Below are 12,140 nucleotides of genomic sequence, written 5' to 3'. Positions count from 1 at the left end.
GGCCTGGGGGGCGCGGGGTCTGCGGGGCGAGGAGCGTGGGGGCGGGGCCCCGGACCGCGCCTGTACGACACCGGGCCCGGAAGCGTGATGGGGCCCTGGGGCCGCCCGGCGCCATGAATATGCGACACCGCCCAGACCCCCGCCCCTGCGACCCCGCGCTCTGCCCGCCGATGGCCGGGGCGCCGGGCAGGGAGCGCGTTACGCCTCGCAGCGCTCCCGCAGACGGGCGAGGTACGCCAGGTGCGGAGCCGCCTTCTCCGGGGCGAGCAGGCGCTCCGCCTCGGCGATCTTCGTCAGCGCCTCGGCGTTCTCTCCCGCGTCATGCAGCGTCTCGGCGAGGTCGGTGAGGGTACGGGCCTGGTTGTACGCCTCTCCCCGGTCCGCGAAGAACTCCCGCGCCGTCTCCAGCCGGATACGGGACACCGCGAGATCGCCCATGCCCCGCAGGGCGCGGCCCTGGTGACGCCTGACCAGCGCGAGGGCGCGCGGCAGGTCGTCGGCGCCTTCCTGACCGGGGCCGATCCGCCCGTAGATGCCCTCGGCCTCGACGAACCGCTCGTACGCGTCCTCGTACCGCCACTGGTACAGGCGCAGCAGGCCCAGCATCTCCACGGACGACGCCTCGCCCCGCACATGTCCCGCCGCGCGCTCGCACGCGGCGGCGGCGCGCACCGCGCCTTCGGCCTCCTCCCACTGTCTCAGCTCGCCCAGGCAGTGGCCGAGCTGGAAGTGCAGCGCGCCCGCCAGGCGGGTACGGGGGTGGTGCTCGTCGGCGCACCGGGCCGCGAGGCGGAGGGCGGGCAGCGTCTCGTCCCAGTGCCCGGCCTTCAGTTGCAGGGGCCACAGCGCGCGGGCCAGTCGCAGTGTGGTGTCGATGTGCTGGTACTCCTCGGCCACCGAAACCGCCCGGACCAGGTTTCCCGCCTCGGCGAGCAGCACCGTCATGCCCTCGGCCTCGTCGGCGCAGGGGGTTCCCCGCGCCGGTGCGGCCTCGGTGCGCCAGCTCTGCGGCAGGGCGGCGTGCGCGGCGTGCAGGGCCCGGTTCAGCAGACCGTCGAGCACTCGGGACACCGCCGCGGCACATTCCGCGATGCCGTGCTCCGGACCCGCGTCGTCCGCCAGGTGACGGCGTACCTCGGGCCGGAAACGGTAACGGCCGTCCCCCACGGGCTCCACCAATTGGACGTCCGCCGCCTCGCCCAGCATCCGCGCGGCCTCTTGCCGGGAGACGTCCGCGGCGTCCGCGGCCAGGCGGGCGTTGATCGCGGGCCAGCCGCCGAGCGCGGTCAGCCGGCAGAGCCGCGCCGTCTCGGGCCCGACCCGGCCACAGGCGTCCCGCACCACGCCGCCCACCGGATTCGATGACGCGTCCGGCAGGGACGGTTCCCCGGTCAGCAGCCGCAGCGCCGCGGCCTTCAGAGCGAACGCGTTGCCCGCGCAGCCGTTCAGCAGGGTCGACAGCTGCGGTTTGGCGCGGGCGACCGGCTCCGGCCCGGCCACCTTCCTCAGCATCCGCACCGCGTCCCGGTCCTTCAGCGGAGGTACGGCGATGCGCTCCGCCTCCAGGAGGAAGGCCGGTCCGGACGCGACGACCAGCAGGAACACTTCCGGCGTGGCCGGGATCAGACCGCGGACCTGTGCGGCCGAGGAGGCGTGGTCGACCACCACCAACGCCCGGCGGCCCGCCGTCAACCGCCGATACAGATCCTCACGCCCCGTCTCGGTCGGCGGCATGCGGTCGGGCTCGACCCCCATCTGCCGCAGCAGGCGCAGGAGGACGGCGGCCGGTTCGAGCCCGTTCTCGCCGGGGGCGGTGCGCGCGTCGACGTAGAACTGCCCGTCGGGGTACCGGGCGATCTGGCCGGCGCCCCAGTGCAGCGCCACCGCGCTGGTGCCGATCCCCGGCGGCCCGTACAGCAACGCGACCCGTGGCCGCCCCGCGGCGGCACGGGCCGCCTCCCGCCTGAGCCGCTTCAGCACGCCTTGCCGGTCGGTGAAGTCGCGCGTCGCGGGCGGCAGTCCGGGCCCGGGACGCAGCGCCACCTGGGGCAGACTCCGTAACAGGCCGGCGAACTCGTCGGCCCGCCGGGGGTCCTCGCTCAGCCGCGCGTGCATCTGACGCGCCAGCAGCTCCCACCCCTCCGCGGTGGCGGGCAGCGGCGTCTCCCGCCCCAAGGTCCGCCGTACCAGCGCGCCCGTCGACACGAGCACCTGCTTGCCGGCCTCTCCGGCGGCGCCGTTCCCCACCGCCGTGAGGAACGCGGTGAGCGCGCTCACCGTCACGATCTCGAACACACAGCCCCCTCCCCTGGTCCCGGCTCGGTCCTTGGCCGGACTGTATCCCCGAAGTCCCGCTCAGATCAGGCCGGGACCGCTTTCCACGGCGACGGACCCCCGATCTTCGCCACGCCGGTGAGCACCTCTCTCCCGGCAGTCCCCGCTCGCGGGGTCGGGGACAGCGGTGCACCCCGCTCGCGGGGTCCGGCACGGCGGTGCATACCAGAGCGGCACGCCGGTGGCGGCCTGCTCGGTGCCCGGGCCAGGAGGGCGGCGCCGCCGAGCGCCGCGAGGGCCGCGTGGGCTGTGTGGGCTGTGTGGGCTGTGTGGGCTGTGTGGGCTGTGGGCCAGGGGGCGGCCGGTGCCCACGCCCGGGGCGCGGTCGCCTGGTTCCCAACGTCCCCTGCGGGGTGGGGAACCAGGCGGAGAGGGGCCTGTTCGGGGCCCGGGATGGACGCGACGCGGAGGCTGTCGGGGACGGCCCAGCTGTCGGCCGGATGCCGGGATGGCCGCCCCGCGCCCAGCTGTCGGCCGGATGCGGGATGGCCCGTCCCGCACCCGGCCGTACCGTGCCACGGCTTCCAGCAGACCGAATCCGGCACCCGGCGCCACACCCCGTCCGGCACCCGGCGCCGCACACCATCCGACACCCGGCGCCACACCCCATCCGGCACCCGGCGGCGCACCCAGGACGACGTAACCGGTGCGGCCCTGCACGACGCCACACCCGCCGTCTCCCGCCCCAACGGCCGTTCGGCGTACGGGGCGGTCGGCGAGAGGCGACACGTACGCGATAAGCCGCGCGGTCAGTGACGCGTTCCCGGCGAGCCGGCGGCGCGGCGTGCGCGGTAGGCGCGTTGGCGGCACGCGCCGGAGCAGTAGACGCGGGGCCGGCCGGTGGGGGTGGGGCGGGGCACGGGGTCGCCGCACTGCGCACAGCGGGTTTCGTCACGCTTCACGGTTTCGTCACGCCCGTGGGGCTGGTTCCGGACGAACGCCTCGACGCTGTCCAGCACGCGCTGGAGGCCGAACTCGAAACCGCGGTCGCGGGGGTGGGCCAGGACACCGGCGGCGCGCAGGCTCGCCACCACCGGGTAGCGGGCTGGGACGAATACGGCGTCCCAGATGTGGGCCCGGGCGGCCCACCACTGCTCGTCGGTGACGCCGGAGTGGCGCTCCACGGCGGCGGCGTCGAGGGAGTCGCGGGCCGCGCCGCGGACATAGGCGTCGACCAGGTCGAAGACGTTGACCAGTGCCGCCGGGGGCAGCCCGGTCATGGTGAGCACCCGCAAGACGGATTCGTACCAGGCGAGACCGTTGGGGCCCAGAGCGGGGCGCCCGGCCGGGAGCCGCAGGATCCAGGGGTGTCGGTGGTAGAGGGCCCAGTCGGCGCGGGCGGACCGCTCCAGCCCGGTCCGCCAGCCGCCGGGCGCGGCACCGGCCAGGGGGACCTCGCCCATGACGCAGTCCGTCATGAGGTCGAGCAGTTGCGCCTTGCCGGGCACATAGCGGTAGAGCGACATCGTGGTGCAGCCCAGCCGCTCGGCGATCCGGCGCATGGACACGGCGGCGAGCCCCTCGGCGTCGGCGATCCCGACGGCGGTGCGCACGATCTGCTCCAGGGTGAAGGCGGGACGACGGCCCTGCTTCGGGCGCTCGCCCAGCCCCCAGAGCAGTTCCAGGCCGCGCACCGCGCTCCCGTTCCCGCCGTGGCCGGTTTCCATCCGCCCCCACTCCGCCCGACATTGACCGTCACTCAGCGTGTGCGTACAGCATAAACAATGAAATCGAACCGAACGACTCGTTCGCTCATGGTCCTCGTCTGCCTCGCCGCCACCCTCTCCGGAACGCTCGCCGCCGGTTCCCGGGACCGGGCGGTGGCCCTGTCCCGGGAACCGGTCGGCCCGGATCCGGCCTGGCGGCAGCAGGTGCTGGACGCCCCCGGCCCGTTCGTCCGGCCCGTGTCGGTCACCGTCGAGGGCGACGGCGGTACCGTGACCGGCGCCGACGGGGTGTTACGGGAGGGCGGCCCCGCGGCGACCCTCACCGCCACCGCGCCCCGGGGTGTACGCATGGTGATCGACCTCGGTGTACTGGCCGGTGGGTACGTCGAGTTGGGGGTCCGGCGGGCGTCGGGCGCGCCGATCCGAGCGTCGTACGCGGAGGCGCGCCGGTACCTCACGGCGGACGGGGACGCCGATCCCGACCCCGGCGGCTTCTTCCACCAGGGCCGTTCCCTGGGCACCGATGACGATCCCGACGGCCGGGCCGACGTCTTCCCCCCGCCGGGCGCCCCCACCGTGCTGCGCAGCGCCGGTCTGCGCGGCTCCCAGCGGTACGTGGGGATCACGCTGGACGGGCCCGGCTCGCTCGTCCTGGACTTCGTACGGGTGCGGAAGACCACCTTCCGCGGTGCGTACGACGGGCATTTCCTCTCCAGTGATCCGGTGCTCAACCGCGCCTGGTACGCCAGCGCGTACGGCCTGGATATGTCAACGGCCCGTGGACCCCGTACCGGCGCCGGGCGGACCGGGCCCTGGGTCGTCATGGACGGCCCCAAGCGGGACCGGACCGTCTACGCCGGCGATGTCCAGCTCGTGGCCTTGGCCGCGTACCAGCAGGGCGGCGCGTACCGCCGCGTGCTGCGCGACACCATCAGCCTGTTCGCCTGCCAGCAGCTGCCCGACGGCACGCTTCCGGTGACCAGCCGGACCGATGTCCCGTGCGACCCCTGCGACCCCGGCCCGCCGGACGGGTCACCGGCCGGGTTCGAGCCACCGGGCGAGGCCGCGAAGGTGAGGCTCGACGCCTTCACCCTCCTGTGGGTCGTCAGCGTGGCCGACTACCTGCGCTTCACCGGGGACTCGGCCTTCGTGCGGCCGCTGCTGCCCGTCGCGCGCCGCGCCCTGCGGTTCTTCGACGAACGCGCCTCGCACGCCGACGGCGGGCTGTTCCGGACCGCCGACTACGACGGACTCCCCGCCCAGAACTGGCACACCCCGGACCGGGCCGCCGGCGTCGACGCCACCACCAACGCCGCGTACTACGCGGCCCTGCGCTCGCTGGCCCGGCTGACGCGGTCCGTGGCGGGCGACCGCCGGGCCGCGGCGGCGCTCGAGCGCCGGGCGGTCCGGGTCCGGTCGGCGCTCCTGGCCAGGTTGTGGGACCCGGCGGCCGGGGCCATGACGCTCAATACCGACGACCCGCGCCGCGACCACACCGCCGACGCGAACGCCGCCGCCCTCGCCTTCGGCGTACTCGACTCCGCGCGGGCCCGCCGCGCCATCACGCACCTGGACACCCGGCTCAGCGGCCCGTACGGCACGCTCACCACACGGCTCGCCGACAACCCGTACATGACGCGGTACGTCTCCCCCTATGTGATGGCCCAGGAGAGCCTGGGCCGGTTCCGTTACGGCGACGGCGCCGGAGCGCTCCGGGTGATCCGCGCCGCCTGGGGGCACATGATCCGCAACGGCCCCGGCACCGCGTGGGAGGAGGTCGGCGCCGACGGGGAACCGGCCGTGCCCCGCCCCGGCACATCGCTGGCCTGGGGCGGGCACGTCGGCATGGCCCACGCCTGGAGCACCGCGGTGCCCGCGCTGTCGATGGCCGTGCTCGGCGTCCGGCCGCTCGGTGACGGCTACCGCACCTGGGCGGTGGAACCCGATCCGGTCGACCTGGCCTGGGCCCAGGGCGATGTGCCGGTACCGGCGGGCACGGTGTCGTCACGGTGGCGGCGCGGGGCCGGGGACGACTCCTTCGTCCTCACGGTCCGGGCACCGGACGGCACGGCGGGACGGGTCGCCGTACCGCTCCTCGGCCAGGATCGCACCATCGCCGTGAACGGCCGGATCGCCTGGCGCGATGGCCACCCGGCGGGGAACGCGGGCCACGGCGCCCACCGGGTGGGCGATGCGGTCGTCTTCGAGGGGATCAGCGGAACCGCCACCTTCGCCTGGGCGAGGTAGTCCCCACGAGGGGGAACGGCGCGCGGCGGGCGCTCGCCGCGTAACCCGGTCAGTGCGATGCGCGGCGCACCGCCGCCGGACGGCCCGTGGTCAGCCTCGCCAGTCGCCGTACCCCGCGCCAGTCCATGGCCGGTCTGCCGGCCGGCACCCCGGGGCGGTGTCGCGGGACCCGTACGCGCAGGGCGCCCGGCGCGATGTGGCAGTGGACCGGGGTCCGCAGGGTGAGGGGTTCGCCGTCGACGCCGGCCGGGACGGTCGGCTCCCGCGCGTCGATGGACACCTCCCCGGCGGTCGCGGAGACCAGTCCGGGCGCGTTGCGGCCGCGCAGCAGCCCGGCCGCCTGTGCCGCCGAGTCGACCGTGACGCTCAGGACGCCGAGGACTCCGGAGTCCAGCCGTTCGCGCCGCCCCAGGCCCGCGGGGTCCTCCGTGCGGTAGGGGTTGTTGCTCACCAGGACGGCCTGGGGCCGGTGCAGGACGAGGTCTGCCGCGCGCACCACGAGATCCGGCCCCGCCTCGTGGGTCAGCAGGCCGGGGAGGAGCTCGAGGGTGGTGCGGACCTTGTCGTCGCGGTAGGCGGGGCTCTGCACGACGGCCGCGTAGGCGCCGAACGAGGCGTTGTTCACGAACACGCGGTCGCCGATCAGGCCCAGGTCCACGCGGAACTCGACCCCGTCGGTGAGCGCCTTCAAGGAGGCCGACGGGTCGTCCCGGTCCAGTCCGAGATCCAGGGCGAAGTGGTTGCGGGTCCCGGCGGGGATCACCACGAAGGGAACGCCGCGTTCGGCCGCCACGCCCGCCACCAGCGCCTGTGTACCGTCGCCGCCCGCCACGCCCAGCAGGTCGGCGCCCTCCTCGACGGCGCGGCGCGCGAGCCCGGCCACGTCGGCGGGGTGGTCCGGATCCAGGACGGCCACCCGCGCGCCCAGTGCCGCCGCCTTCTCCGGCAGACCGCATCGGCCGACCTTCCCGCCGCCCGAACGCGGATTCATGATCAGAAACGGCCGTTCCGGCGGTGCGACCCGGCGTTCCCCCGGGCGCCGCGGCCCGGCCTCCTCCGCCAGCGCCAACCGCCCCGAGGCGACCGCCAGCGCCCAGAGCGCGAGGGAGACCAGCACCACCCACAAGAGCCCGGCCAGCGCGTACAGGACCAGGACGGCGGCCGGTGCCACCACCGCCAGCACGGCGGCCAGCACCCTGGCCGGCCCCCTGCGGGCGAGCGCCCACCACACACCCGCCAGCGCGACCGCCGTCCCGGCCACCCCCACCGCGACCAGCACCACGCTCCGCACCCCGGCGAACAGGAGCAGGACCACCACCGCCGCGGCACCCGCGACGAAGGCCAGGCGTGCCGTCCAGGGAGCCGCCGACGACGTCATGGGACCTCCCGGGGTCAGGCTGCGTGAGGCGCCGGAAAGGGGAACAAGGGGAACAGAGGGGACCCCCCACGGGCATGCGGGTACCCCGCACGCGCCGGGCTCGTCACCGCGTCACCGGGTGCGTCGCCGGGTCATCGCGTGCGTTATCGCGCCGCCGCGTCATCGCATGCGTCAACCAGCGCATCGCGTGCGTCATCGCGTCACCGCGCCATTCGCGTGCGTCACCGTGCCGCCGCGTCATCGCGCCGCCATGCCGCCACGTCGGCTTCCGGCTTCCGGCTTCCGGCTTCCGGCTTCCGGCTTCCGGCTTCCGGCTTCCGGCTTCCGGCTTCCGGCTTCCGGCTTCCGGCGCGAATCGAAACGGCCCGCCGCCGCGTTTCCAGAACCTCGGACCGCGGATCGAGGAGATGCGCCGCCCGCCGAGCGCCGACGTGATCAGCACCGATCGGCGCCGCGGCACCGCCACTCTCCAGTGGCACCAGTGGCAGAAGTGGCACCCGTCCGATGGCGCATCCCTCCGTCCCGCGCGAGGGAGGACCCATGGATCCGTCCGCCGACGCCCCGGGCCCCGCCGAGCCGCCCCCGCTGAGCGGGAGCGAACGACGGGAGTACGAGTGGCTGCGCGGGGCGGCGGCCGTGCGCCACCGGCGGCTCCGCCACGCGGGCGCGTGTGTGCTGCTCGTCCTGGCGGTCCTGCTCTCCCCGCTCGCCGTCGTCGCCACCTGGCTGCACGAAGAGGTCGTCGACCCTCAGCGGTACGTCCAGACCGTCGCCCCGATCGCCAGGAACCCGTCCGTCCAGTCAGCCGTCACCAACCGGCTCACCACACGCGTGGTCGACCAGGTCGACGTGCCCGCCATCGCCGCACAGCTCGCCAAGAACCTGGACAAGGCCGGAGCCCCGTCCGCCGTCGTCAACGGCACCCGGATGCTCGGCGGGCCGTTGGAGAGCGCCCTCACCAACGCCGTGCACCACGTGATCCACAAGGTGATCGCCAGCGAGCAGTTCCCGCTGGTCTGGGACGCGGCCAACCGCCGTGCCCACGCCGCCGTCGTCAAGGTCCTCACCGGGGAGGGCAGCAGCGCGGTCCAGGCCCGCGGGAACGCCGTCGTCCTGGACCTCGGCACCCTCATCGACAACGTCAAACACCGCCTCGTCCAGGCGGGCTACGAGAAGGCCGCCAAGATCCCCCACATCGACCGGCAGTTCACGCTGCTGCGGACGGACAAGCTCGACCAGGCACAGGGCGCGATGCGTCTGCTCAACGTCCTCGGCACCTGGCTGCCCGCCGTGACGATCGTGCTCGCCGCGCTCGCCGTATGGACCTCCCCCGCGCACCGGATCACGCTGTTGGCCATCGGGATCGGCACGGCGGTGATGATGGCCGTGCTGCTGGTCGGCCTGGCCGTGGTGCGCGGCGTCTACCTGGACTCCGTCCCGCCCGCGACCCTGCCCCGGGCCCCGGCGGCCTTCATCTTCGACACGCTCGTACGCTTCCTGCGCGAAAGCACCCGCACGCTTCTCGTCATCGCGATCGTCACCGCGCTCACCGCCTATCTGTACGGCCCCGGGCGCGGGGCCCGTGCCGTCCGCTCGGCCTCGGCGCGCGGCACCGGCGCCATCGGCCGGGGTCTGGCCCGCGTCGGAGCCCGCACCGGGGGCTTCGGACGCTGGCTGGACGCCCACCGGGCCTGGACCACCGGCGTCGTGATCACCGGCGGCGCGCTGGCCCTGCTGCTGTGGAACCACCCCACCCCGGCGTCCGTCGGGCTCGTCCTCGGCATCGTCGTGGGAGCCCTGGCGCTGCTCGGCATCCTCGCCGGCGCGTCCGGCCCGACCGGCCCCGCCGGCCCCGTCAGCACCTCCGGCCCATCCCGCCCGACCGGGCCCACCGGCCCCACTGGCCCGACCCGCCCGACCGGGCCCACCGGCCCCACTGGCCCCACTGGTCCTGAAGGACCCGCCGACGTCCCCGACGCCCCCGGCCCGACCGGCCCGACCGGCGCGATCGGGTCCGGCGGCTCCGGCGGCCCCGGCTCCGGCGACCCCCGGTCCGCCGGCCCCGGGTCCGGCGCCACCGCACGCGGCCGTCAGAGGTTTCCCTGACGGCCGGGGCGGTGTGCCATGAGGGCGCCACGAGGACTGTGGCAGCGCGTCGGTACCGCGGTCGGCCACGGCCCGGCCGCCCGGTTCCTGGAACGGCTGGCGACGGTGAACGTGCTGGAAGCCGCCACCCGGCTGGCGGCCCAGGCGTTCCTCACCGCCCTGCCCCTGCTGATGGCCGTGGCGGCCTTCGTCCCCGATACGCTGCAAAACCTCCTGGCTGACTCGCTGCGCTCGGTGGTGGGCGTGCGCGGTGACGTCCTCAACGAGGTGCGTCGCACGTTCACCGGTCAGGGAGCGGCCAAGAGCCCCTCGGGGGCCGTCGGACTGCTGGTCACCCTGGTGTCCGCGACGGCGTTCAGCAGGGCGCTCCAGGCGGTCTGCGAACGGTGCTGGGGGCTGCCCAGGGCGGCGGTGCGGGTGGCGGCGTGGCGCTGGCTGCTGTGGCTGCTCGTCTGGCTCGCGGTGCTCCTCGTCCAGGCTCCGCTGCGCAGGGGGTTCGGCACGGGCGTCATCTCCGGGCTGGTGCTGTCGCTGCTGTCGGCCGTCCTGCTGTGGTGGTGGACCCAGCATCTGCTGCTGAGCCGCCGCGTGAGCTGGGAGCATCTGCTGCCGGGCGCCGTGTTCGCCGGCACCGGAACCGTTCTGCTCGGTTATCTCTCCCGGCTGCTCATGCCCGTGGCCATGGCCCGCAGCCTCGCCGACTTCGGCCCGCTCGGTCCCGTCTTCACGCTGCTGACCTGGCTCATCGTGGTCTTCCTGGTGGCCGTGGCCGGTCTCGCGGCCGGGCCGGCGGTGGCCTCGTCGGCCTGGTACGCGCGGACGACCCGCCCGCTGCGAGGCCGGAAGCCGGAACCCCGGTAGTTCAACGGAAGAACACGACGACATCAGACTGACCCGTTCCCCTCCGGGTGGGCGTGCGCAGTTGGGCGGCATCACAGGGCCCGGGGGATGGCCAAACCCTCGGGTCCGCTTCTCTTCGCCCTCGGCTCTTTTCTCACCGTCCCCGGTCCGCTTCTCTTCGCCCTCGACTCGTTTCTCTCCGTCCCCGGTCCGCTTCTCTCCGTAGCCGGATCCGCCGCGCTTCGCGTGCGGCCGAACGCCTGCGGAGGCCGCTCGCCGCCCAGTAGGGTCCTCGGTACGAGAGGGGGAATAACACCCGTGTATTCACCCGTTCTTGACCCGAGGTAGGCACCATGCTGCACGGCATCGACGTGAGTTCGCACCAGTCCAGCTTCGACACGGACGGGCTGGCCTTCGTCTTCATCAAGGCCACCGAAGGACGGTCGTACATCAACCCGAAGCAGACGTCGCAAGCGTCGCGGGCCCGCAAGGCGGGGTGTGTCGTCGGGTTCTACCACTTCCTGTGGCCGGGCAACATCTCGGCGCAGGCGCGCTACTTCGTCGAGAAGTGCGCTTCCCAGAAGCACGATCTGCTCGCCGTGGACTGGGAGACCACCGGCTCCGGCACCCGCGCCAGCAATGCCGAGAAGGACCGGTTCATCCGCGAGGTCAAGAAGCTGCGGCCCACGCACCGTGTGATGCTCTACTGCAACCGGAATTTCTGGCTCAACCACGACACCACGTCCTACGCCGGGGACGGCCTGTGGATAGCGGACTACGTGACGGCGGGCAAGCCGCGCATCAAGGCGAAATGGCGGATCCACCAGTACACCGACCGGCCAGTGGACAAGGACGTGGCGAACTTCTCCAGCAAGGCCGCCCTGCAGGCATGGGCCGACCCCAGCCGGGCAGCGCTCACCGCCGAGGGCTCGGAGGACCCGGCGGACGCGGGGGGCACGGGGAACGCGGGGGACGCGGGGAACGCGACGGATGCGGTGGACGCGGCAGACGCGGCGGACGTCCGGGCCGAAGGTGCTGAGGAAGCGCGGCAGAGCGCGGACTGACCGGCCGCTTTGGGGCGTCCTCGCCGGGTGCGCCCCGGCCGTTCCAGGTGTCGTCACCGGGCGCGCCCCGGCCGCCCGGGGCGTTGTCAGTGGGTGCGCCTACGCTGCCCGGTATGAGTTACGCAGACCTGCGCGAACTCCGCAGCGCGCTCACCACCGCGTCGGACATCGCCTTCTCACTGGATGCCGCACCCTCCGGGCCGGAGACCGAGCTGCTCACCGACGCCCTGCGCCGGGCCCTCGCCGCGGCGGGGTCGCTGACCGCCGAGCACGGTGCCACGGGCTGCGCCCAGCATCCGCGCGGAGCCGTCGATCCGCTCTACGGGGATCCGGAGGACCCGCTGCCGCCCGGCTACGGCCGCTGCCTGCTGTGCAACGACCGCAGACGGCGGGCGAGCGCGCAGCGGCGCGGCTGGCGCTGACGCGCGCCGGCCGCGCCGCCGTACGGCCCGTTCGGACGTTGCGGCCGGCCGAGACGTTCCGGCCGGCCGAGACGTTCCGGCC

General features: G+C 74.5%; 8 protein-coding genes and 1 pseudogene. 5 read left to right on the top strand and 4 right to left on the bottom strand.

Annotation, left to right across the window (positions count from 1 at the left end):
• Positions 1-198: 198 nt before the first annotated feature.
• Positions 199-2,295, bottom strand: coding sequence for a hypothetical protein (locus tag AXW62_RS34675; protein WP_060947940.1), 2,097 nt, complete (start codon positions 2,293-2,295; stop codon positions 199-201).
• A 788-nt stretch (positions 2,296-3,083) separates the two neighbouring features.
• Positions 3,084-4,001, bottom strand: coding sequence for a TetR/AcrR family transcriptional regulator (locus tag AXW62_RS34670; RefSeq protein WP_060947939.1), 918 nt, complete (start codon positions 3,999-4,001; stop codon positions 3,084-3,086).
• Positions 4,002-4,058: 57 nt separating this feature from the next.
• Here AXW62_RS34670 and AXW62_RS34665 point away from each other — a divergent pair, with 57 nt between their 5' ends.
• Positions 4,059-6,248 (top strand): alpha-L-rhamnosidase C-terminal domain-containing protein, encoded by a 2,190-nt coding sequence (locus AXW62_RS34665; protein WP_079115934.1) that lies wholly within the window; start codon positions 4,059-4,061, stop codon positions 6,246-6,248.
• Between the two features lie 49 nt (positions 6,249-6,297).
• On the opposite strand, the gene AXW62_RS34660 is transcribed toward AXW62_RS34665, so the two are convergent.
• Positions 6,298-7,626, bottom strand: coding sequence for a diacylglycerol/lipid kinase family protein (locus tag AXW62_RS34660; RefSeq protein WP_060947937.1), 1,329 nt, complete (start codon positions 7,624-7,626; stop codon positions 6,298-6,300).
• A 103-nt stretch (positions 7,627-7,729) separates the two neighbouring features.
• Positions 7,730-8,068 (bottom strand): hypothetical protein, encoded by a 339-nt coding sequence (locus AXW62_RS43500; protein WP_159061025.1) that lies wholly within the window; start codon positions 8,066-8,068, stop codon positions 7,730-7,732.
• 98 nt (positions 8,069-8,166) lie between these two features.
• Between AXW62_RS43500 and AXW62_RS46830 the strand changes: the two genes are divergently transcribed.
• From AXW62_RS46830 to AXW62_RS34640, 4 genes and pseudogenes are all read left to right on the top strand, one after another.
• Entirely contained in the window at positions 8,167-9,732 is a 1,566-nt protein-coding gene (locus tag AXW62_RS46830) for a hypothetical protein (protein ID WP_214516887.1), read from the top strand.
• Positions 9,733-9,750: 18 nt separating this feature from the next.
• Entirely contained in the window at positions 9,751-10,593 is an 843-nt protein-coding gene (locus AXW62_RS34650) for a YhjD/YihY/BrkB family envelope integrity protein (RefSeq protein WP_060947936.1), read from the top strand.
• A gap of 332 nt (positions 10,594-10,925) precedes the next feature.
• Positions 10,926-11,477 (top strand): annotated as a pseudogene (locus AXW62_RS34645) (glycoside hydrolase family 25 protein); the annotation flags it as partial.
• A 272-nt stretch (positions 11,478-11,749) separates the two neighbouring features.
• Positions 11,750-12,058, top strand: a complete 309-nt coding sequence (locus AXW62_RS34640) for a hypothetical protein (protein WP_030823664.1) — start codon at positions 11,750-11,752, stop codon at positions 12,056-12,058.
• Positions 12,059-12,140 lie beyond the last annotated feature (82 nt).

This window comes from Streptomyces hygroscopicus subsp. hygroscopicus, from assembly GCF_001553455.1.
Classification (GTDB): Bacteria; Actinomycetota; Actinomycetes; order Streptomycetales; family Streptomycetaceae; genus Streptomyces; species Streptomyces hygroscopicus.
The sequence above is the reverse complement of the archived record's forward strand: the minus strand, read 5'-3'. Positions and strand labels throughout refer to the sequence as shown.

Coding starts and splice junctions, on each gene's coding strand:
- AXW62_RS34670 (WP_060947939.1), bottom strand. CDS start 4,001: ATGGAAACCGGCCACGGCGGGAACGGGAGCGCGGTGCGCGGCCTGGAA.
- AXW62_RS34665 (WP_079115934.1), top strand. CDS start 4,059: ATGAAATCGAACCGAACGACTCGTTCGCTCATGGTCCTCGTCTGCCTC.
- AXW62_RS34660 (WP_060947937.1), bottom strand. CDS start 7,626: ATGACGTCGTCGGCGGCTCCCTGGACGGCACGCCTGGCCTTCGTCGCG.
- AXW62_RS46830 (WP_214516887.1), top strand. CDS start 8,167: ATGGATCCGTCCGCCGACGCCCCGGGCCCCGCCGAGCCGCCCCCGCTG.
- AXW62_RS34650 (WP_060947936.1), top strand. CDS start 9,751: ATGAGGGCGCCACGAGGACTGTGGCAGCGCGTCGGTACCGCGGTCGGC.
- AXW62_RS34640 (WP_030823664.1), top strand. CDS start 11,750: ATGAGTTACGCAGACCTGCGCGAACTCCGCAGCGCGCTCACCACCGCG.